The sequence below is a fragment of the Shimia sp. genome (genome assembly GCF_022448905.1).
Taxonomy (GTDB): domain Bacteria; phylum Pseudomonadota; class Alphaproteobacteria; order Rhodobacterales; family Rhodobacteraceae; genus Shimia.
Window position 1 is genome coordinate 69,407 of sequence record NZ_JAKVCW010000007.1, and the last position, 19,728, is coordinate 89,134.

Here is a 19,728-nt window from a genome sequence, read left to right on the forward strand (position 1 = left end):
ACGCAGATGAGTTATCTCGAATATAACGTCAAACATGTGCCCACCGGGCTGCGTAAAGTGCTGCACCTCAACTGGGCCCTGCTACTGCTGATCACCGCCGTGGCCGGTGTCGGCTTCCTGATGTTGTACTCTGTGGCAGGCGGCTCTTTCCGACCTTGGGCCGAGCCGCAAATGAAGCGCTACGCCCTTGGGGTGTTCGTCATGTTCTTTGTCGCCATGGTGCCAATCTGGTTTTGGCGATCGATCTCGGGTTTTGCCTATCTGGTCACGCTGATTCTGCTGGTGCTGGTCGAGGTCATGGGCAGCGTCGGCATGGGCGCCCAGCGCTGGATCGACCTGGGTTTTATGCGCCTGCAACCTTCCGAGCTGATGAAAATCACCCTCGTGATGAGCCTCGCCGCCTATTACGACTGGCTGCCCACCGAGAAAACCAGCAAGCCGCTTTGGGTGCTGATCCCCGTCCTGCTGATCATCACCCCCACCATGCTGGTCCTGCGCCAGCCGGACCTAGGCACCTCAATCCTGCTGCTCACCGGCGGTGCCATTGTGATGTTCCTCGCAGGCGTACACTGGGGCTATTTCGCCGCTGTGATCAGCATGGTTGTGGGACTGGTGGTCGCCGTGTTCCAATCGCGCGGCACAGACTGGCAACTTTTGAAAAACTACCAGTATCGCCGCATCGACACCTTCTTGGACCCCTCCTCTGATCCGCTTGGTGCTGGCTACCATATCACCCAGTCCAAAATTGCGCTTGGCTCTGGTGGCTGGACCGGGCGCGGCTTTATGCAAGGCACCCAAAGCCGCCTGAACTTCCTGCCGGAAAAACACACCGATTTCATCTTCACCACCTTGGCCGAAGAGTTTGGTTACATTGGCGCGGTCTCCCTGCTGTCGCTTTACGCCCTCATCGTGGTGTTCTGCATCGCCTCTGCGATTTCCAACAAAGACCGCTATTCGTCGCTATTGATCCTCGGCATCGCAGGCGCATTCTTCCTGTTCTTTGCGGTGAACATGTCCATGGTCATGGGCCTCGCGCCGGTCGTCGGCGTGCCGCTGCCTTTGGTCAGCTACGGCGGCTCCGCCATGTTGGTTCTGATGGCAGGCTTTGGCCTGGTGCAATCCGCCCACGTCCACCGCCCGCGCTAACTAAGCCACCTCAACGCCCAAACACCGCCGCAGCAGCTTGATCACTGGCCGCCGCGCCTCGCGCCGCCATGTCAGCAGGCCAACCTCACGCAGTGCGCCGGGAATGGCCTCAAAGACAAGCCCGCCGTGGTGCCGGTCCAGCCCGCCCCATTGTGGCAACACCGATTGCCCCAATCCGTCCTCAACCATCTGCGCAATGATCTCCACGGCATCCATTTCACACCGCACCTGCGGCGCTGCAACCTGCGAGGTCAACGCCCGCCAACAGGCCGCACCGCCCCAAGAAGATCGGCTGTAAACCAGATAGGGCACGTCCTTAGAGTCCGCTTGCGTCACGGACCGCACAAAACCAATCGGTTGTTTCGCCAAGACGTCAAACTGCATCGTCTTGGGCAAAGCAAACGGCGGCGCCACAATCAGCGCCGCATCCAGCGCACCGTCCTCAAACTGACGAAACACCGCCTCACTGGCCGCCGGAATCAACGCCAATTCCACCGCAGGTGCCTCCGCCTCCAGTTGTTGCACCACCGTCGGGCCAAAATCACTCAACGCCGTTGACACCGCGCCCAATCGCAACCGCCCGCCCAACTGGTCCTGCGTTAACCGCCCTGCCAGCCCAGCCTTGAGCGCCACCATCTGCCGCAAATCCGGCAGCAACGCCTCACAATCTGGCGTCGCCGCCATATGCCGCCCATCGCGCACCAAAAGCGGTACTTTTAGCCCTACTTCCAACGCCGCAATCCGCTGTGCCGCCGCAGCAGCCGTAATGCCCTGACGCCGCGCTGCCGCCGCCAAAGTGCCCTCTTCCACCGCCGCCAGCAAAGTTTCCACAAATCTCACATCCATAGTTTTCCTTATGTCTGAAGATGCAAAAACAAGCTACCCTTCTTCACTTTGCGCTTCTACCTATGCACACAGACCCTATTCTGCCCCGCAAAGGAGCCGCGCATGAGCATTTTTCACCTCGCCTACAATGTCCGCGATCTCGACCAGGCCCGCGCCTTTTACGGCGACCTTCTGGGCTGCACCGAAGGCCGCAGCACCGACACCTGGGTGGACTACAATTTCTTTGGTCATCAACTCTCGTTGCACATTGGCGAACCCTTTGCCACCGCCGCCACCGGCAAGGTGGGCGAGCATATGGTGCCCATGCCGCACCTTGGTGTGATCCTGCCCAAAGCAGACTGGGACGCCCTCGCGCAACGCCTCACCGAGGCGGGTCTGGAGTTTGTGCTCAAGCCCTTCACCCGCTTTGCCGGTGAACCGGGCGAACAAAGCACCATGTTCTTCAACGATCCCTTTGGGAACCCCATCGAAATCAAAGGCTTTGCCGATATGTCCGGAGTGTTTGCCACATGATCAACGTCCTCTTTGCCGCCAAGCCCGAACGCTGGGCGGAATATGAAGCCCCGCTGAAAGAGGCACTCAAAGTCGCCGGTGTGGACGCAAACGTGCAAACCCAGTTTGCCCCCGAAGACGTCGACTACATCGTCTATGCTCCCAACAGCGCCGTGCAAGACTTCACGCCGTACACCCGCTGCAAAGCGGTGCTGAACCTCTGGGCCGGTGTGGAGAGCATCGTAGGCAACAAGTCCCTAACCATGCCGCTCTGCCGTATGGTCGATCCCGGCATGACCCAAGGTATGAAGGAATGGGTTGTGGGCCATGTGATGCGCCATCACCTTGGCATGGACCGCAATATCCTTGGCCAAAACGGCGACTGGACTCCCCATGTGCCACCGCTGGCGCAAGACCGCCGTGTGACCATCATGGGCCTTGGCGAATTGGGCCGCGCCTGCGCCGAAGCCCTACGCGATCTGGGTTTTGACGTCGCGGGCTGGAGCCGCCGCGCCAAAGACATCGCTGGCGTTACGTGCCTGCACGGTGATGACGGGTTAAAAACCGCTCTCGCCCGCGCCGACATCCTGGTGCTTCTCCTGCCAAAAACCGCCGCGACAGAAAACCTGCTCAACGCCGAGCGCCTATCGTGGATGCCGCAAGGCGCGATGATCGTGAACCCGGGCCGCGGCCCGCTGATAGATGACGACGACCTGCTGGCCGCGCTCAATAAAGGCCATATCGCCCATGCCACGTTGGATGTCTTCCGCGTAGAACCGCTGCCAAAAGAGCATCCTTATTGGGCACATCCCAATGTCACGGTCACGCCACACATCGCCTCGGAAACCCGCGTAAAAACCTCGAGCGAAGTGGTGGCCGAGAACGTGCGCCGCGGCGAGGCAGGCGAACCCTTTGTGCATGTCGTCGACCGCAGCGCGGGGTATTAGGGGCCAGCCCCTCTGGCGCAGCACGCTGCGCCATTCACCCCGGGATATTTGGGGAAGGAGAAGACGAGGGTCAGCGCAGGATTGGCGGTTTGTCCGGATCGCTGCCCGGGGTGACTGGCACGTGATCTTCGGCTTTTGGTGGTTCTGGCAGGTCAAACCGCAGCCCAACCCGCGCCAACTGCGCCGCCACCGGATCACTGGCGGCAAAGAATCCCACATCCAGCGCGCCCGCCTCGATGCCAGAGAAGGTCAGCGCTTCGTTCACCGCTTTGGCCAGCGCCCCATCCGCGCCCGGCACCACCTCCACAAAGCCCAACATGTGTGAGCGGCTGCCGCTCTCATAGGTCGTCCCCACCAGATACGCCATTTTGGCGAGTCCACCGGCCGTGCTCAGTTTAGCGTCCAGCGCTGTAATGAGCACCTCAGGAAGACCAGCAGGCGGCTCAAAGCTCTCCACTTTGGCCTCAACCTCATCCGGCGCATGCTCCAGCGTGTCCGCCAGCCAGCCAAGCGCCTCATTGGGGATCAGGATCGAGGACGGCGCCACTTCGGGATTGACCGCCAATCCAATGCCCTGCCCCGCCAGCATGTTGGCAATCACGCGACCTGACAGCCCGGCATATGGGGCGATGCGCCCCACAAACTGTGCCAGCCGCTCTTCGGTATCAAACACCAGCACAAAGCTGGCATCGGAGGTTTCAAAAATCTCCGGCGCAATGCGATCATCCTCTGGCTCTTTTTCCAGCAGCAAAAACAGCTCCGCATCCGCCAAACGCTCATAAAACCGCAGACGTGCGGCATCATCTTCCGGCGCCGCTTCCATTGCCGCATGGGCCTTGTCCAGTGGGGTCAGGTCACTCATGTCAGCACCTCCTTGATGCGGGTTTGCAGCACAGGCAACAGCTCAGCCTCAAACCAGGGATTCTTCTTCAGCCATGCCGTATTGCGCCAGGACGGATGTGGCAAGGGGAAGACCGTGGGCGCATGGTCGTGCCAAGCTTGAACTGTATCAGTCACCCCCGCCTTGGTGCCCAAATGCCACTTTTGGGCGTAGCCGCCCACCACAAGCGTCAGTGGCACGTCACCCAACACGTCCATCACTCTTTTTCGCCAGATTTTGGCACAGACCGGCGGCGGCGGAAGGTCGCTCCCGGTCGCGTTGTAGCCAGGAAAACAAAACGCCATCGGCACTATCGCCACGCGGGTTGTGTCATAGAAATCAGCCTCATCCACGCCCATCCAATCGCGCAACCTGTCCCCGCTGGGATCCGTAAACGGCCGCCCGCTCTCATGCACCCGCGCGCCCGGTGCTTGCCCCACAATCAACAGCTTGGGCTTTGCCTCAAACCACACCACCGGCCGTGGCACATGGCCTGTCGCGGTGGCTGCAAACCGGTCTGCACATATTTGGCAGCCCTGTATTTCCTGGCGGAGTGACATGCCCCCTGATAGCCCGCCAAACTTATTTCGACAATATTCGAAATAAGGCTTGCGCGACTCACTTATTTCGATATTTTTAGAAATATGAAACACAGTGACCCAACAGATATCTCCCTCGAAGTGGCTGCCTCCACCTTTGCGGCGCTTGGATCGGAACAACGGCTCTCGGTTCTGCGCTGCCTGGTGCGCGCGGGCCATGAGGGCCTCTCCATCGGAGAGCTTGGCAAACGCAGCGGCGTGACCGGCTCCACCTTGACCCATCATATGAAGATCCTCGCCCAGGCCGGGCTGGTGACTCAGGAAAAACAAGGGCGGTCCATCATCTGCGCCGCCATCGCTTATGACGCTGTGCGCGATCTCTCCACGTTCCTGTTGAGAGAGTGCTGCGCCGATCTCGCCCAAAAGTGCAAGGAGCACGACCATGGCTGATACAACCCAAAACGCCCCCGCCCCGTGGCGATCCCGATGGAAAAAACTCGACAAAGCCTGGCTCGCGGTGGCGATCATCCCGCTGATCCTGCTGCTGGTCGCACCGGAAAAGTTTTTGCCCGCGTCTGAGATCGTCATTGAGGCGATGAGCCACACCGGCATTTTCATCATCATCGCCATCACGCTTGTGGCCTTTGTGAAAGCCAGCGGTGCCGACAACCTGATTGCCAAGGCGTTTCAGGGCAACCAGGTGCGCATGATCATCCTCGCAGCCTTTATGGGCGGCCTGTCGCCCTTCTGTTCCTGTGAAGTCATCCCCTTCATCGCCGCCCTGCTCGCGGTTGGTGCGCCATTGGGGGCCGTGATGGCCTTCTGGCTGGCGTCGCCCCTGATGGATCCGGCCATGTTTACAATCACTTGGGGCGAATTGGGCCTGGACTTCGCGCTGGCCAAAACCGTCGCCGCCGTGAGCATCGGCATGATGGGTGGCTTCCTGACCATGACCTTCTCCAAAAGCGCAGTCTTTGCCGATCCGCTGCGGGAAAAACCGCAGGTCGGCGGCTGCTGCGGCACCAAAGCGCCGTTCTCCGAAAAGCCTGTCTGGAAATTCTGGGGCAACGCGGATCGCCGCTCTGTCTTCCGCGAGACCTGGCTGGAAAATGCGCTGTTCCTCGTGAAGTGGCTGCTCATTGCTTACATGTTCGAGGCGCTGATGATTGTCTATGACACCACGGCTTGGGTCGGTCAGTTCCTTGGTGGCGAAGGCTTTGGCACCATCCTGATCGCAGCGCTGATCGGCATGCCCGCCTACCTCAACGGCTTTGCCGCCGTGGGCTTTATCAGCGGCCTGATGGAACAAGGCATGTCCCAGGGTGCCGCCATGTCCTTTGTGATCGCCGGTGGCGTCAGCTGCATCCCCGCCGCCATCGCGGTCTGGGCCTTGGTGAAACCGCGCATCTTTGCCGCCTACCTCGGCTTTGCCCTAACCGGCGCGCTGATCGCAGGCACCGTCTGGCAAGCGGTTGCGTAAGCCAAAACCTTAACCAAAACCCATGCAAACCACCGGTGCCCCCAAGCATCGGTGGTTTTTTGCATCAGTGCTTAACAAAGCAACTGGAAACACTGAATTTCCCCAAATTTCCCCGGGACTTCTGCATTCCGTTTCAATTTTTTGCATTTCTTGCCCCATTCCCGCCTCAGACAGTTGCTATCTGCCTGACAAATCCGACATATTGGGCAAAACGCCGTCAGAGCGTTAACCACTATGGTGTATAGTTTTGTGCTATAACGGCACGTGAGAGCAGTTTCAGGAGCAGGTAATGCTCGAGTTCGACAATGTGAGTAAGTCCTTCTGGACCGGCACGCAGCGCAAGGTCATCCTTGAGCGCGTCTCTTTTCGTGTCGAATTGGGCAACTCCCTTGGCATCCTTGCCCCCAACGGCACCGGCAAGACCACGCTGATCAATATGATGGCGGGGCTGGAAAAACCTGACGAAGGCACCATCCGCCGCGACTGCCGTATTTCTTTCCCGCTGGGGTTCATGGGTGGCGTGGTGAACAAACACACCGCCGTGGAAAACAGCCGCTACATCGCCCGCCTTTACGGGCTGGACCCGGATTATGTCGAGGCCTTCTGCCGCTGGCTGTGCAACCTCGGCGAATATTTTGATCAGCCACTGGGCACCTATTCGTCCGGCATGCGCTCGCGTTTCACCTTTGCGCTGATGCTCGCGCTGGACTTCGACATCTACCTGATTGACGAGGGCATGCCCTCCTCCACCGATGTGGATTTCAACAAGAAAGCCGGTGAGGTGCTCCGCGAACGCCTGCGCACCACCACAATTGTGATTGTGTCACACCAGCCGCAAGTGCTGGAAAAATTTGCCAGATCGGCGGCGGTGTTGCTGAACGGCAAACTCTATATGTTCGACACCTTGGAAGAGGCCAAGCAGCTCTATGACTACCAAACCCAAGGCTAAGAAATTCCGCGTCCGCCGCAGCGAGACCCCGCCGGCCCAACCGGCTGCGGAAGGTGCCGCGCCGCCCCCTCAGGGCGAGCCGCAACCACGTCCACGCGCTGTGAACCTGCCCAACCCGGGCGCGCAGCCACAGAGCCAAGCCGCGCCGCAACCAACGCCGCAGCCCGCTGCCGCCAACACAGCGCAGCCCACGCCGCAAGGGGCAGAGGCCGCAACTGACGCGATCAAACGCGAAGGTCTCACCGGCCGCCAACTGCGCATGGCCCGCCGCATGGCGCAGAAAAACAATCTGGCGCCTACGTCTGACTATGACGCCGTGCGCCTGCTGCGCGAGGCGGGCATCGATCCGTTCCAGCGCACCAACATGCTGGACCTCATGCCTTCCGACAAAGGGAACAAGCCCCCTGCCAAGGCGGGCAAGGTACAGCTGCCGCAAACCATGCCCATGGGCAAAGCCAACCTGCCATCGACCGAGACCATGTCCCCGGCAGAGATGCGCGCGCTCGAGATTGGCGAAATCCAGAAAGACATTGCCCGCCGCCGTCGCCGCCGCCTGCTCCTGCTGCTGGCACGCCTCTCGGCCTTTGTCTTCCTGCCAACAATCTTTGCTGGCTGGTACTTCTACAATGTCGCCACGCCGATGTACTCAACCAAATCCGCCTTCCTGGTGCAACAAGCCGACAGCACCGGCGGCGGTGGTCTTGGCGGTCTGTTACCCGCGCAGCTCAACTCCAACCAGGACGCTATCGCGGTGCAGGACTACCTGACTAGTAAGGACGCAATGATCCGGCTGGACAGCGATGTGGGCTTCAAGGGGCACTTCTCCGATCCCAACATCGACCCGATCCAGCGGTTGGACGAAAACCCGTCCAACGAAAAAGCCTATAAGGTATACAAGAAATTTGTAAAAATCGGCTACGACCCAACCGAGGGTTCCATCCGCATGGAGGTCAGCGCCGCTGATCCAGAAATCGCAACGCAGTTCTCCAAAGCGCTGATTTCCTATGCCGAACAACGGGTTGACGACCTCTCCCAACGCAAACGCGAAGACCAGCTGCGCGACGCCCGCAAGAGTCTCGAGACCGCCAAAGAAGAGCGCCGCAATGCGCAGGTGGAACTTGTGCGCCTGCAAGAAAGCACCGTGCTTGACCCCGAAGGCGTGATTGCCTCCCTGCGTCAACAGATCACCAATCTGGAAATCCAGCTTCAAGAGAAGCAATTGCAACTCGCCGCTTTGCAAGACAACGCCCGCCCCAACAAGGCCCGTGTCGAAGGTGTACAAGGCGACGTGCGCCGCCTGGAGGCTGCTCTGGCCACCCAGCGCGCCCGCATGACAGAGGCCACCGCAGGTGAGGAATCCCTCGCTGCCAAAACCTCTCAAATCCAGATCGCACAGGCCGACCTCGCCGCTGCTGACCTGCAAATGCAGACCGCGTTGCAGACCCTGAAGCAGACCGAATTGGAAGCCAACCGTCAGGTGCGCTATCTGACCACCTCGGTGGATCCGGTCTCCGCCCAGGACCCGTCTTACCCGCGCAGTTTTGAAAACACGATCTTGGCCTTCCTGATCTTTTCGGGCATCTATCTGATGATCTCGCTGACCGCGTCCATCCTCAGAGAACAGGTGTCTTCGTAATGAAACATGTAAATGTTGGTGCTCTCACCATCGGCAATGACCTTCCTTTGACGGTCATTGCTGGCCCATGCCAATTGGAGAGCAAAAACCACGCCGAAATGATCGCAGGCACTATGAAAGAAGCCTGCGCCAAGGCGGGCGCGCAATATGTCTTCAAAGCCAGCTACGACAAAGCCAACCGCACGTCGCTCACCGGCATTCGTGGCCTCGGCTTGGATGCGGGCCTTTCGGTTCTGGACGGCATCCGCAAGGACTTTGACGTGCCCGTGCTGACCGATGTGCACACCGAAGAGCAATGCGCCCTGGCGGCTGAGGCCGTCGACATCCTGCAAATCCCCGCCTTCCTGTGCCGCCAGACCGACATGCTGCTGGCTGCCGGCAAAACCGGCGCTGCGGTGAACGTGAAGAAAGGCCAATTCCTGGCCCCTTGGGAGATGGGCAACATCGTCACCAAAATCGAAAGCACCGGCAACACCAACATCCTGTTGACCGAGCGCGGCACCTCCTTTGGCTACAACACGCTGGTGGCGGACATGCGCTCCCTGCCGCAGATGGCCAAAACCGGCTACCCGGTGGTGATGGACGCCACCCACTCCGTGCAACAGCCCGGCGGTCAAGGCGGCAGCTCCGGCGGTCAGCGCGAGTTTGCCCCCGTGATGGCCCGCGCCGCTGTCTCTATTGGAACGGCCGCCGTTTTCATCGAAACGCATCAGGATCCGGACAATGCGCCCTCTGATGGCCCAAACATGATCCCGCTTGACCAAATGTCTCATCTGATTGACACATTGATGCAGTTTGATGTGTTGGCCAAAGCCAACCCAATTGCTATTTGATAAACTGATTTTTGAAGAAGAAAGACATTGCCATGAAAAAACCATTGCCCGAAGTGCGCCCGAACACCTGGGAGTTCCTGCGCGACCCGATGATCGCCCCCACAGGCTTCCGTGAATATGACGCCCGCTGGCAATTCCCGGAGGCGATCAACCTGCCGGGCATGACCGCACTTGGCTTTGGCCTTGGCACCCAAATGCAACGTCGCGGCATTGAGCCGGTGATTGCCGTGGGCAACGACTACCGCGACTATTCCGTGTCCATCAAAATGGCGCTGATTGTTGGCCTGATGAAGGCTGGCATCCACGTGAAAGACATCGGCCCTGCCCTGTCCCCAATGGCCTATTTCTCGCAATTCCACCTTGATGCCCCTGCCGTGGCCATGGTGACCGCGTCTCACAACCCCAACGGCTGGACCGGCGTGAAAATGGGCTTTGAAAAGCCGCTCACCCATGGCCCCGATGAAATGGCCGAACTACGCGACATCGTGCTGAACGGCGACTTTGATGCGCATGACGGTGGCAAGCACGAGGTCATCGACGGCGTGCGCGAAGCCTACATCGACGACCTGGTTGGCGACTTCAAAATGTCCCGCCCGCTGAAAGTTGTCTGCGCCACCGGCAACGGCACCGCCGCCGCCTTTGCGCCGGAAATTTTCAAACGTATGGGCGTCGAAGTTGTCGATAGCCACAACCGGCTCGACTACACCTTCCCCAACTACAACCCGAACCCCGAAGCCATGGAAATGCTGCACGACATGTCTGACAGCGTGAAGGCCTCCGGCGCGGACCTCGCGCTTGGCTTTGATGGCGACGGCGACCGCTGCGGCGTGGTGGATGACGAGGGCGAAGAAATCTTTGCCGACAAGGTGGGCGTGATCATGGCCAAAGACCTTGGCAAGCTCTACCCCAACGCCACCTTTGTGGCCGATGTGAAGTCGACCGGCCTCTACGCGGCAGATCCAGACCTTTTGGGCACCGGCGCCAAAACCGACTATTGGAAAACCGGCCACAGCCACATGAAGCGCCGCGTGCACGAACTCGGCGCGCTGGCAGGCTTTGAGAAATCCGGCCACTACTTCCTCGCGGGTGACGTGGGCCGTGGCTACGACTGCGGCATGCGCGTGGCCGTGGAAATCTGCAAAATGCTCGACCGCAACCCGGACATGAAAATGTCGGATATGCGCAAAGCCCTGCCCAAAACCTGGTCCACCCCCACCATGTCGCCCTACGCCGCGGACACAGAGAAATACGACATCCTCGAGCGCATCGTGGCCAAGCTCACCGCCATGAACGAAGGTGGCGAAAAAATCGCCGGCCGCGCAATAAGCGAAGTGGTGACGGTCAACGGCGCCCGCGTGATCCTGGACAACGGCAGCTGGGGCCTCGTGCGCGCGTCTTCCAACACACCAAACTTGGTGGTGGTGATCGAAAGCAACGAAAGCGACGCCGAAATGCGCCAGATCTTTGCCGAAATCGACGCCGTAATCCGCACCGAGCCCGGCGTGGGCGACTACGATCAGACGATCTGAGCAAACCTAGAAAACACCAAATTCAAAGGGCGCCCGCAATCCTGCGGCGCCCTTTTTTGATGCCCCTACTCTTCCTCCGGTACATACTCCAGAATATCTCCCGGCTGACATCCCAGGTGGGCGCAGATCGCTTCCAGCGTATTGAAACGAATGCCTTTCACCTTGCCGGATTTCAGCAAACTGAGGTTGGTCTCGGTCAATCCAATAGCCTGCGCCAACTCGCGCGAGGTCATCTTGCGTTTCACCAGTTCCAGATCGAGGTTGATGCGTATGGGCATAGGGCCTCCTACAGGAACTGGCTGTTCTCGTCAGCAATTTCTTGCGCCTGAGTGAGCGACCGGCTGATGGCAAAAAACACCACCCCAAGCACCAGGAAAACCACATCAATATCGATGTCGATCAACACAAACTCCGGGCGCAACCCTGGTGCCAAATGGGCGCTCAACACCACCGGTTGCATCGACACATTTAGCGCGTTGAGCAGCCAAAACGCCAAGAACGCGTAAGCGCACAGCTGCAGGTGTTTGCCCATCTGCGCAAAGTCCTGCGGATTTTTCAAAAGCAGGATTCGATCCAGCGCCCAGAACCCGACGCCCAAACTGATCAACGCGGGCCACATCATCCCCATGCCAACCAGAATCGCCCAGAGCGGCGGCACCGGCATATCCAGAGGCAAATCAAAGGCATCGGCCAACATTTCGCCCGTGCCAAGGAAGGCGGATATCCACAACACCGCCCAACCAAAGGTGAAATAGACCACCGTGATCAACATGGCGAGACGGGCCACTAGCTTCATGATTTTGCTCCATTAGTTGTTGCTTTTCAATAATCCAATTACGTTTTCCGTGCAAGCTTTTACGTAAAACATAAAACTTTTAGCTTGAAATGAAAATCTCATCCACCTAAATGTCGCTCATCCCAAGACGGACTCATTTTGAAAAGGACCGACCCAAATGACACACAACACATTGATGCTGAGCCTGATTGCCGCCCTGTCTCTGGCTGCTTGCACCGCGCCCGTGGATCGCCCGCTGACAGTGGACGGCACTCGCAACGCCAATTTTGACAGCGATTACAATGCTTGCCACGCACAGGCAGCCTCCTTCACCAACGGCGCCGGGGCCGAAAGCGCTGCGGTTGGCGCGGTGATTGGCGCAGGCGTAGGCGCCATTGAGGCGGATGATGAATGGGAAGGTGCCGTGGTTGGCGCAATCACCGGCGGCGCCATTGGCGCGGCTGAAAACGCCTCCAAAGTGAATGACGAACGCCGCAACGTTCTGATCCGCTGCATGCAAAACCGCGGCCATGACGTGATCGGCTAAGCACACAAAAACACCCGCAGGGGTCCTCCGCCTGCGGGTGTTTTCAAATCTAATTGAAAGAAGGCCTTAGGCCGCCAGGCCGCGCCCTTTCAGGAGCGCCTCAACCCCAGGCAAACGCCCGCGGAATCGTTTATACAGCTCATCCGCCTCCACCGATCCACCTGTCGACAGGATATGTGTCTCCAACGCTTTGGCCGTCTCCGGATCAAACGCGCTCCCGGCCTCTTCAAAGGCCTCAAACGCATCGGCATCCATCACCTCTGACCACATATAGCTGTAGTAGCCAGAGCTATAGCCGTCCCCGGCAAACACATGGGCAAAATGCGGCGTTGCGTGGCGCATGGTGATCGCCGCTGGCATGCCCAGCTCCGCCAGAACCTCCGCCTGTTTCGCCATCGGATCGCTTGGCGCCGCGCCTTCGTGGAAGGCCAGATCGACCAGCGCGGAAGCCACATATTCCACCGTGGCAAAGCCCTGATCAAAGTTCGCCGCGCCCAGCACCTTCTCCAACATCGCCTGCGGCATGGCCTCCCCGGTCTCCGCATGGGTGGCATACTCCGCCAGCACCTCAGGCACCTCCAGCCAGTGCTCATACAACTGGCTGGGCAGTTCTACAAAGTCTCGCGCCACAGAGGTCCCGGAAATGCTCTCATAGGTCACATTGGACAGCATCTGATGAAGCGCATGGCCAAACTCATGGAACAGGGTCCGCGCATCGTCATAGCTGAGCAGCGCCGGATCACCCTTTGCAAAATTGCAGACATTGATCACAACCGGCCCCTGCACTTCCGGAAATTTCGCCTGCCCGCGCATCGCCGAACACCACGCACCAGAGCGTTTCCCGCCCCGCGCAAAATAGTCGCCGATGAACACCGCCACATGCTCCCCGTCGCGTGTCACTTCCCAGGCGCGGCAATCCTCATGGTACAGCGGCACCTCCAACGCTTTGAACTGCAACCCAAACAGCTTGGTCGCACAGGCAAAGCTGGCCTCAATCATCCGATCAAGCTGCAGGTAAGGCTTGAGCGCCGCCTCATCCAGATCATGCTCCGCCTTGCGCCGCTTCTCTGCATAATAGCGCCAATCCCACGGTGCCAGATCGCCGTTGATCCCATCCGCGTGCATCATCTCGGTCAGCACGGCGGCATCCGCCTCCGCCCTTGCCTTGGCAGGAGCCCAGACATCCATCAACAACCCGCGCACCGAGTCCGGAGTTTTGGCCATCTCGGTTTCCAACTTGTAGTCCGCAAAGCTGTCATACCCTAACAACTTTGCCCGCTCTTCGCGCAACGCCAGTATTTCCCCAGCAATCGCGCGGTTGTCGGTCTCGCCCCCATTGGCCCCACGCGCGGCCCAAGCCTCAAACGCTTTCTCCCGCAGGTCGCGGCGCGGCGAGAACTGCAAAAACGGCACAATGATCGAGCGCGACAGCGTCACCACCGGCCCCTCTGCACCTTTTTCTTCGCCAGCCGCCCGCGCCGCGTCCACGGCAAAGGCGGGCAACCCTTCCAGGTCTTCCTCCGCCAGCGGCATGAACCAAGCGCGTTCATCCGCCAGCAGGTTCTGCGTGAACTCGGTGCCCAACACAGCCAAGCGGCCTTTGATCTCTTTCATGCGCGCGTCCGCATCGCCTTCCAGCGCCGCCCCGCCGCGCACGAAGCCGCGATGGGTCAGCATCAACACCCGCTGCTGCTCTTCCGTTAGGTCTAACGTGTCCCGCGCGTCCCAAATGGTTTTGATCCGGCCAAACAGTGCTTTGTTGGCGGAAATCTCCGCCGAATGCGCCGCCAGCTTGGGCGAGAAGTCCCGTTGCAACTCTTCGCGCGCCGGATTGCTGTCCGCCCCGGCCACCGAGAAAAACACCGACAGCACCTTGTCGAGCCCCTCGCCCGCCACTTCCATGGCTTCAATGGTGTTGGCAAAGCTCGGCGCCTCGGCGCTTTCGGCAATCGCCTCCACCTCTGCCTTATGCGCGGTCAAAGCCTCTTCAAAGGCAGGCGCAAAATCGTCGTCAGAAATCTTGTCAAACGGAGCAAGTTTGAACGGGGTGTCCCACGTGGACAGCAGCGGATTTGTCATCAGATGAATCTCCTTTGCCCCACCCTAGGCAGCGCTCCAAGGAGGTGCAATCCACCTCACCAATCCGTGCACTGTTGCACAGGTTAGACGGTCATGTGCAGCCATCGCCACAGTCGCAAAACAGCCGTGATACCGACGCAATACCGACGGGGAAATCAGCCGTTTTTAGCGCCACACGTCGGGCAATCCGAGCGCGGTTTTAACCCAATTTTGCGGGTCTCCCCCCACAGAGCGTCATAGATCATCATCTCCCCACGCAGCGCCGCCCCGGCCCCGGTGATCACCTTCACAGCCTCCGCTGCCATCATCGTGCCGACAACCCCTGGCAGTGGCCCAACCACCCCCGCTTCAGAACAGCTTGGCGCGATACCCGGCCCGGGCGCTTCTGGGAAAATGCACTGGTAACAAGGCGTTCCACTGGCTGTGTCAAACACACTCAACTGCCCTTCCCATTGCGAAAGAGCACCGGAAATCAACGGCTTGCCTTGTGCGACACAGACCTCATTCACCAAATAGCGCGTGTCAAAATTGTCTGTGCCATCCAGCACCAGATCATATGCGCCAATGATCTCCGCCGCATCCTCCTCGGTCAATCGACGGGGGTATGGCACCACCGTCACAAACGGGTTCTGCGCCGTCATCGCTTCCGCCGCCGAGAGCACCTTCGGCGTGCCAATCGCCTCATCTTTGTGGATCACCTGGCGCTGCAAATTGGAGTTGTCGACCACATCGTCATCCACCACCCCAATACGTCCAACGCCCGCCGCCGCCAAATAGAGCAAAACAGGCGATCCAAGCCCACCAGCCCCAACCACCAACACCTTGGCATCTTTAAGCTTTTTCTGCCCCAATCCGCCAAGTTCACGCAGCACGATATGGCGCGCATAGCGGTTCAATTCGGTCTCGGAAAACAGCTCCTGCGCCGCGTTTTCCTGCGCCGCATCTTCGGCTTTCGCGTCCGCTTTTTGGCGCAGTTTTTGCAACATGCTTGAGTAAGCCAAGACCACCGCAACCGCCCCGCCAATCATCAACCACATCGCCAGACTGCCACCGGTCGCGATCACCAACTGATGCTCCGGTGGAAACACCGCCTGCACGCCAACAACAGCTAAGTATAACAGCCCGATCATGGTCCACCGCGCCGATTTTGGCGCGCCCATGGCCATACCAATGCCCCAAAGGCCTGCCGCCATGAACAGCACCAACAGCATCAGGCTACTCCGGTAGAACCAAACCCGCCGGAGCCACGGCTGGTTTTGCTAAGCTCTTGATCTAATGAAAATTCTGCTTGAAAAGCTGGTGCAACAACCATCTGTGCGATGCGCATGCCATGGCTGATCTCGAACGCTTCCTGCCCGGCATTCAGCACGATCACGCCAAGCGGCCCCCGGTAGTCGCTGTCAATGGTGCCTGGGCTGTTGGGCAAGGTGATCCCATGCTTCAGCGCCAGGCCCGAGCGCGGGCGCATCTGCACTTCATAGCCTTGCGGAATTTCAAGAGACAGTCCGGTTGGCACCAACACCCGCGCGCCAGGCTCCAAAGTCACGCCCTCCCGTTGATCTGGCGGGAAATTTGCCCGTACGTCCGCCCCTGCCGCGCCCACCGTTTCATAGGACGGCAAGGCTACGTCCCTGTCCGCATCCCCCAGCCACTTCAACTTAATTGGCACCGCCGTCATGTCTTCTTATTCCTCAAATATCCCCGCCGGAGGCCGCGCGTCAGCGCGTCACTTCTCCAGCGTTTCCGCGATCTTCGCGGCCAATTTCTCCGCCACTTCACGTTTGCCCATGCGTGGCCAAGCCTCTGATCCCGCGTCCGAAATCAACGTAACCGCATTTTCACTGCCCCCCATGATCCCGGTTGCCGGGCTCACGTCATTGGCAACAATCCAGTCACATCCCTTCCGGATACGTTTCGCAGTGGCATTTTCGATCACATCGTCGGTTTCGGCGGCAAAGCCAACCACCAGCCCCGGACGCCCTTCCCCCATCTGGCTTACGGTCGCCAAGATGTCGGGGTTCTCGGCAAACTCCAAGGTTGGCAATCCGCCCTTGGTCTTTTTTATCTTGCTGTCAGAGGCACTTGCCACCCGCCAGTCGGCCACCGCGGCACAGAAGATCGCCGCATCCACCGGCAAAGCCTCCTGCACGGCGCCCAGCATTTCCGCCGCCGTCCGTACTTCAACAACCTGCGCACCCGTGGGCCGCGCCGCATCCGCAGGTCCGGTGACAAACACCACCTCCGCGCCGAGTTTTACAAGTGCATTGGCAACCGCAGTGCCCTGCGCCCCCGACGAGCGGTTCGCGATATAGCGCACCGGGTCAATCGGCTCTTGTGTCGGGCCCGAGGTCACCAAGACCCGCCGCCCCTGCAGCGGACTTTCGGACAGAGCGCGTTGAATCGCATCAACAATTTCCATGGGTTCAGACATCCGACCCGGCCCAAACTCGCCGCAGGCCATGTCGCCTTCATTTGGGCCAACGAAGCTCACCCCATCCGCCTTCAATTGCACCAAATTGCGCTGCGTTGCCGGATGATCCCACATCCGCACATTCATCGCCGGCGCGACCAGCACGGGCGTATCTGTCGCCAACAGCAGCGTTGAGGCCATGTCATTCGCCATGCCGTTGGCCATCTTCGCCATCAAATCCGCTGTGCCCGGCGCCACCACGATCAAATCCGCCGAGCGCGACAATTGGATGTGCCCCATCTCCGCTTCATCGGTCAGATCAAACAGATCGCGATAGACCTTTTCCCCCGCCAAGGACGACACGGACAAAGGCGTCACAAACTCCTCCGCTGCACGGGTCAGCACCGGCGTCACCCACGCCCCTCGCTCCCGCAACCTTCGGATCAGCTCCATGGACTTATAGGCCGCGATTCCACCGGCAATAATCAGGAGAATTCGTTTGTCTGTCAGCATTTAGCAGACCTCTTTCACGCTAAGGTGCCCAAACCTAGGCCGCATGAGCCAAAGGGGCAAGCTTGCTTATTTGAACGCCGCGCAAGGATCGTCCCGCTCGGCCGCCTCCGTCACAATCCAGAGATCATAAGGCGGTTCACTCTCCGGCTCAGCCTCAAGCTGGCCAAAGGACATGGAGGCAATCTCCTTTGGCAACAACACCGGTGCGCCCCAATCGGTGCGCGCATGGCCATTGCCGGTGATCACAGCCACCGGCCCACCTGTCGCATCCAAGGCTTCGGTCACCTCCTGCGCCAACCGCGCATCGCGCAACCGCTGCGCCATGACCATGCCGGGCAACATTTCTTCGGGCAGCGCGTCACAATGCGCTGAAAATTGCAGTGCCTCGCGCGCGTCTTGCTGAGCTTGAGGCAATGGCAGGGTCAACCCAAACTTGCCTCCTGCACCTTCCAGAAGCGCCGACATGTCCCCTCCCTCAAACGCCATCCGTGCCGCCTCACTCGGCACCTGCGCGCCATAGATCTTTGCATCACCCAGCGCGGCAAACACTGGATAATACATGGCAAAATCTGGCCAGCCACTGTCATTCCAGCCCAACGTAGCTTCCAAAGCCTGCGCATCATCTAGCAAATCCGAAGTCACTTTTGCCGCCTGCTCCGGTACCAGCATTTCAAACACCACCGCCTTGGGTGCGATTGCCAACACAGCCTGCGCTTGGTTATCGTGATGCGCCGGATTGTCGTGAACCTCTCCGAGGAACACAACATCCGCATCGCGGAAAAGATCATAGGATACCGCTTGAGCATGGCTGACGCCCGCGATCACGACAAAGGAGAGAGAGGCAAGTATCTGTTTCATGGCGTCACAAAACCCCGCCTCATCACAAGATGCAAGCCCGCCGCCTGTCGCATCCTGCTTTCACGCTTGCTCCGGCACAATGATTGGCGCAGGGTGCCGAACAACCCACTGAGGATACTTACATGTTGCCAAAACTGAGCCTGATTTTGGGAGGCGCGGCCTCGGGAAAATCGGCCTTCGCCGAAGGTTTGGTCATGGCGTCCCCGCAGCAACGCATCTACATCGCCACAGCGCAAGCCTTTGACGATGAAATGCGCCAAAAAGTGCAGAAACATCTGGAACAACGCGGCCCGAACTGGCGCACAATCGAAGCCCCGTTGGATACTGCCGAAACTCTGCGCGACCTGCCCGAAGGCACAATTGTCCTTTTGGACTGCGCCACAATGTGGCTGTCCAATCAAATGCTTGCAGAAAATGATCTCGCTACGGCACAAGCCGAATTGCTCGACGCATTGCAGGCCTGCTCCGCCCATGTGGTGGTGGTCTCAAACGAAGTTGGCCTCGACGTGGTGCCGGAAAACGCCCTCGCCCGCCGCTTCCGAGACGCGCAAGGCGCCCTCAACCAAGCCATCGCGCAACAGGCCGATCTGGCCGTGCTCGTGGTGGCCGGGTTGCCGATGGTGCTAAAAGGAGATCTGCCATGACCGAGCTGCACCTTGTGCGCCATGGCCCGACCCATGCCAAAACCATGGTAGGCTGGTCTGATCTGCCCGCCGACCTGTCTGACACAGCCCAAGTCGCCCGGCTCGCGAACCACCTCCCCTCTGACGGCATTGTGATCAGCTCCGATCTGCAACGCTGTGTCGCCACCGCAGACGCCATCCAACGCGATCGTCGCCGCTTGGCACACGATGCTGCCTTGCGCGAAATCCACTTTGGCGACTGGGAACTCAAAACCTTCGCCGAAATCGAGGCCGCTGACCCAGACCGCATCCGCGCCTATTGGGAAACCCCCGGTGACGTGCGCCCGCCAAATGGGGAAAGCTGGAACGAGGTCACTTCCCGTGTGGATGGCGCAATTGACCGCTTGATTGACGCGCATCGTGGTGCCAAACTGATCGTGGTGGTGCACTTTGGTGTGATCCTCACGCAAATCCAACGCGCCGAGCGGCTCACAGCGGACGAGGCCTTTGCCCACCGGATAGACAACCTCTCGGTCACCTCCATCAAAATTGACGACACGGGCTGGACAGCAAATCCAATCAATCACATTCCATGATGGATTCCGTCAAAATGTTTTAATTTCGTGATGAGTCGTGTCGTGCTAAC

Annotated in this window: 22 protein-coding genes; 12 read left to right on the plus strand and 10 right to left on the minus strand. The window is 59.4% G+C overall.

Annotation, left to right across the window (positions count from 1 at the left end; all coding sequences use genetic code 11):
• Positions 1-6 precede the first annotated feature (6 nt).
• A complete protein-coding gene (gene rodA / locus MK208_RS10080) occupies positions 7-1,146 on the plus strand; it encodes a rod shape-determining protein RodA (RefSeq protein WP_294116344.1) in 1,140 nt (379 codons plus the stop codon).
• Here rodA and MK208_RS10085 read toward each other — a convergent pair whose 3' ends face one another.
• Positions 1,147-1,992: a LysR family transcriptional regulator gene (locus MK208_RS10085; protein ID WP_294116345.1), complete on the minus strand. Its 846-nt coding sequence runs from the start codon at positions 1,990-1,992 to the stop codon at positions 1,147-1,149.
• Positions 1,993-2,094: 102 nt separating this feature from the next.
• Between MK208_RS10085 and MK208_RS10090 the strand changes: the two genes are divergently transcribed.
• The gene (locus MK208_RS10090) at positions 2,095-2,505 is read left to right on the plus strand and encodes a VOC family protein (RefSeq protein WP_294116346.1); all 411 of its coding nucleotides are present in this window, start codon (positions 2,095-2,097) and stop codon (positions 2,503-2,505) included.
• Complete coding sequence (locus MK208_RS10095; RefSeq protein WP_294116347.1) at positions 2,502-3,431, plus strand: glyoxylate/hydroxypyruvate reductase A; 930 nt, start codon at positions 2,502-2,504, stop codon at positions 3,429-3,431. Before MK208_RS10090 ends, MK208_RS10095 begins: the two co-directional genes overlap by 4 nt.
• A gap of 70 nt (positions 3,432-3,501) precedes the next feature.
• On the opposite strand, the gene MK208_RS10100 is transcribed toward MK208_RS10095, so the two are convergent.
• Both MK208_RS10100 and MK208_RS10105 read right to left on the minus strand, forming a co-directional pair.
• Positions 3,502-4,293: an SseB family protein gene (locus MK208_RS10100; RefSeq protein ID WP_294116348.1), complete on the minus strand. Its 792-nt coding sequence runs from the start codon at positions 4,291-4,293 to the stop codon at positions 3,502-3,504.
• Positions 4,290-4,871 carry a uracil-DNA glycosylase family protein gene (locus MK208_RS10105; protein WP_294116349.1) on the minus strand — a complete coding sequence of 194 codons (582 nt, stop codon included), beginning with the start codon at positions 4,869-4,871 and terminating at the stop codon, positions 4,290-4,292. The genes MK208_RS10100 and MK208_RS10105 overlap by 4 nt, the downstream gene beginning before the upstream one ends.
• An 84-nt stretch (positions 4,872-4,955) precedes the next feature.
• On the opposite strand from MK208_RS10105, the gene MK208_RS10110 reads away from it, so the two are divergent.
• From MK208_RS10110 to MK208_RS10135, 6 genes are all read left to right on the plus strand, one after another.
• Positions 4,956-5,300 (plus strand): metalloregulator ArsR/SmtB family transcription factor, encoded by a 345-nt coding sequence (locus MK208_RS10110; protein ID WP_294116350.1) that lies wholly within the window; start codon positions 4,956-4,958, stop codon positions 5,298-5,300.
• Positions 5,293-6,330, plus strand: a complete 1,038-nt coding sequence (locus tag MK208_RS10115; RefSeq protein WP_294116351.1) for a permease — start codon at positions 5,293-5,295, stop codon at positions 6,328-6,330. The genes MK208_RS10110 and MK208_RS10115 overlap by 8 nt, the downstream gene beginning before the upstream one ends.
• Positions 6,331-6,619: 289 nt before the next feature.
• Complete coding sequence (locus MK208_RS10120) at positions 6,620-7,279, plus strand: ATP-binding cassette domain-containing protein (RefSeq protein ID WP_294116355.1); 660 nt, start codon at positions 6,620-6,622, stop codon at positions 7,277-7,279.
• Positions 7,257-8,915: a capsule biosynthesis protein gene (locus MK208_RS10125; protein WP_294116356.1), complete on the plus strand. Its 1,659-nt coding sequence runs from the start codon at positions 7,257-7,259 to the stop codon at positions 8,913-8,915. The genes MK208_RS10120 and MK208_RS10125 overlap by 23 nt, the downstream gene beginning before the upstream one ends.
• A complete protein-coding gene (kdsA, locus tag MK208_RS10130; RefSeq protein ID WP_294116358.1) occupies positions 8,915-9,748 on the plus strand; it encodes a 3-deoxy-8-phosphooctulonate synthase in 834 nt (277 codons plus the stop codon). Before MK208_RS10125 ends, kdsA begins: the two co-directional genes overlap by 1 nt.
• 32 nt (positions 9,749-9,780) lie before the next feature.
• Complete coding sequence (locus MK208_RS10135; RefSeq protein WP_294116359.1) at positions 9,781-11,277, plus strand: phosphomannomutase/phosphoglucomutase; 1,497 nt, start codon at positions 9,781-9,783, stop codon at positions 11,275-11,277.
• Between the two features lie 65 nt (positions 11,278-11,342).
• Here the strand turns inward: MK208_RS10135 and MK208_RS10140 are convergent, their stop codons facing one another.
• Entirely contained in the window at positions 11,343-11,555 is a 213-nt protein-coding gene (locus tag MK208_RS10140; RefSeq protein WP_058241470.1) for a helix-turn-helix transcriptional regulator, read from the minus strand.
• Between the two features lie 8 nt (positions 11,556-11,563).
• Positions 11,564-12,073, minus strand: coding sequence for a hypothetical protein (locus MK208_RS10145; RefSeq protein ID WP_294116361.1), 510 nt, complete (start codon positions 12,071-12,073; stop codon positions 11,564-11,566).
• A 157-nt stretch (positions 12,074-12,230) separates the two neighbouring features.
• Between MK208_RS10145 and MK208_RS10150 the strand changes: the two genes are divergently transcribed.
• Entirely contained in the window at positions 12,231-12,599 is a 369-nt protein-coding gene (locus MK208_RS10150; RefSeq protein WP_294116362.1) for a glycine zipper family protein, read from the plus strand.
• 66 nt (positions 12,600-12,665) lie between these two features.
• Here the strand turns inward: MK208_RS10150 and MK208_RS10155 are convergent, their stop codons facing one another.
• The 5 genes from MK208_RS10155 to MK208_RS10175 all read right to left on the minus strand — a co-directional run bounded on the left by MK208_RS10155 (position 12,666) and on the right by MK208_RS10175 (position 18,459).
• Positions 12,666-14,678, minus strand: a complete 2,013-nt coding sequence (locus tag MK208_RS10155) for a M3 family metallopeptidase (protein WP_294116363.1) — start codon at positions 14,676-14,678, stop codon at positions 12,666-12,668.
• A 155-nt stretch (positions 14,679-14,833) separates the two neighbouring features.
• Positions 14,834-15,889 carry a HesA/MoeB/ThiF family protein gene (locus MK208_RS10160; protein WP_294116364.1) on the minus strand — a complete coding sequence of 352 codons (1,056 nt, stop codon included), beginning with the start codon at positions 15,887-15,889 and terminating at the stop codon, positions 14,834-14,836.
• Positions 15,889-16,356, minus strand: coding sequence for a dUTP diphosphatase (gene dut, locus MK208_RS10165; RefSeq protein ID WP_294116365.1), 468 nt, complete (start codon positions 16,354-16,356; stop codon positions 15,889-15,891). Before dut ends, MK208_RS10160 begins: the two co-directional genes overlap by 1 nt.
• 48 nt (positions 16,357-16,404) lie before the next feature.
• Positions 16,405-17,601 (minus strand): bifunctional phosphopantothenoylcysteine decarboxylase/phosphopantothenate--cysteine ligase CoaBC, encoded by a 1,197-nt coding sequence (coaBC, locus tag MK208_RS10170; RefSeq protein ID WP_294116366.1) that lies wholly within the window; start codon positions 17,599-17,601, stop codon positions 16,405-16,407.
• A 66-nt stretch (positions 17,602-17,667) separates the two neighbouring features.
• The gene (locus tag MK208_RS10175) at positions 17,668-18,459 is read right to left on the minus strand and encodes a ChaN family lipoprotein (RefSeq protein WP_294116367.1); all 792 of its coding nucleotides are present in this window, start codon (positions 18,457-18,459) and stop codon (positions 17,668-17,670) included.
• 122 nt (positions 18,460-18,581) lie between these two features.
• Here MK208_RS10175 and cobU point away from each other — a divergent pair, with 122 nt between their 5' ends.
• Together cobU and MK208_RS10185 are read left to right on the plus strand one after the other, a co-directional pair.
• Entirely contained in the window at positions 18,582-19,103 is a 522-nt protein-coding gene (cobU, locus tag MK208_RS10180) for a bifunctional adenosylcobinamide kinase/adenosylcobinamide-phosphate guanylyltransferase (RefSeq protein WP_294116368.1), read from the plus strand.
• Complete coding sequence (locus MK208_RS10185; protein WP_294116369.1) at positions 19,100-19,678, plus strand: histidine phosphatase family protein; 579 nt, start codon at positions 19,100-19,102, stop codon at positions 19,676-19,678. Before cobU ends, MK208_RS10185 begins: the two co-directional genes overlap by 4 nt.
• Positions 19,679-19,728 lie beyond the last annotated feature (50 nt).

Bases quoted from the DNA above. Each gene is read 5' to 3' on its own strand.
- MK208_RS10100 (WP_294116348.1), bottom strand. From the start codon at position 4,293: ATGAGTGACCTGACCCCACTGGACAAGGCCCATGCGGCAATGGAAGCG.
- MK208_RS10140 (WP_058241470.1), bottom strand. From the start codon at position 11,555: ATGCCCATACGCATCAACCTCGATCTGGAACTGGTGAAACGCAAGATG.
- MK208_RS10125 (WP_294116356.1), top strand. From the start codon at position 7,257: ATGACTACCAAACCCAAGGCTAAGAAATTCCGCGTCCGCCGCAGCGAG.
- rodA (WP_294116344.1), top strand. From the start codon at position 7: ATGAGTTATCTCGAATATAACGTCAAACATGTGCCCACCGGGCTGCGT.
- MK208_RS10095 (WP_294116347.1), top strand. From the start codon at position 2,502: ATGATCAACGTCCTCTTTGCCGCCAAGCCCGAACGCTGGGCGGAATAT.
- MK208_RS10145 (WP_294116361.1), bottom strand. From the start codon at position 12,073: ATGAAGCTAGTGGCCCGTCTCGCCATGTTGATCACGGTGGTCTATTTC.
- MK208_RS10175 (WP_294116367.1), bottom strand. From the start codon at position 18,459: ATGAAACAGATACTTGCCTCTCTCTCCTTTGTCGTGATCGCGGGCGTC.
- MK208_RS10085 (WP_294116345.1), bottom strand. From the start codon at position 1,992: ATGGATGTGAGATTTGTGGAAACTTTGCTGGCGGCGGTGGAAGAGGGC.
- MK208_RS10110 (WP_294116350.1), top strand. From the start codon at position 4,956: ATGAAACACAGTGACCCAACAGATATCTCCCTCGAAGTGGCTGCCTCC.
- cobU (WP_294116368.1), top strand. From the start codon at position 18,582: ATGTTGCCAAAACTGAGCCTGATTTTGGGAGGCGCGGCCTCGGGAAAA.
- MK208_RS10155 (WP_294116363.1), bottom strand. From the start codon at position 14,678: ATGACAAATCCGCTGCTGTCCACGTGGGACACCCCGTTCAAACTTGCT.
- coaBC (WP_294116366.1), bottom strand. From the start codon at position 17,601: ATGCTGACAGACAAACGAATTCTCCTGATTATTGCCGGTGGAATCGCG.
- MK208_RS10115 (WP_294116351.1), top strand. From the start codon at position 5,293: ATGGCTGATACAACCCAAAACGCCCCCGCCCCGTGGCGATCCCGATGG.
- MK208_RS10150 (WP_294116362.1), top strand. From the start codon at position 12,231: ATGACACACAACACATTGATGCTGAGCCTGATTGCCGCCCTGTCTCTG.
- MK208_RS10090 (WP_294116346.1), top strand. From the start codon at position 2,095: ATGAGCATTTTTCACCTCGCCTACAATGTCCGCGATCTCGACCAGGCC.
- kdsA (WP_294116358.1), top strand. From the start codon at position 8,915: ATGAAACATGTAAATGTTGGTGCTCTCACCATCGGCAATGACCTTCCT.
- MK208_RS10160 (WP_294116364.1), bottom strand. From the start codon at position 15,889: ATGCTGTTGGTGCTGTTCATGGCGGCAGGCCTTTGGGGCATTGGTATG.
- MK208_RS10120 (WP_294116355.1), top strand. From the start codon at position 6,620: ATGCTCGAGTTCGACAATGTGAGTAAGTCCTTCTGGACCGGCACGCAG.
- MK208_RS10105 (WP_294116349.1), bottom strand. From the start codon at position 4,871: ATGTCACTCCGCCAGGAAATACAGGGCTGCCAAATATGTGCAGACCGG.
- MK208_RS10135 (WP_294116359.1), top strand. From the start codon at position 9,781: ATGAAAAAACCATTGCCCGAAGTGCGCCCGAACACCTGGGAGTTCCTG.
- dut (WP_294116365.1), bottom strand. From the start codon at position 16,356: ATGACGGCGGTGCCAATTAAGTTGAAGTGGCTGGGGGATGCGGACAGG.
- MK208_RS10185 (WP_294116369.1), top strand. From the start codon at position 19,100: ATGACCGAGCTGCACCTTGTGCGCCATGGCCCGACCCATGCCAAAACC.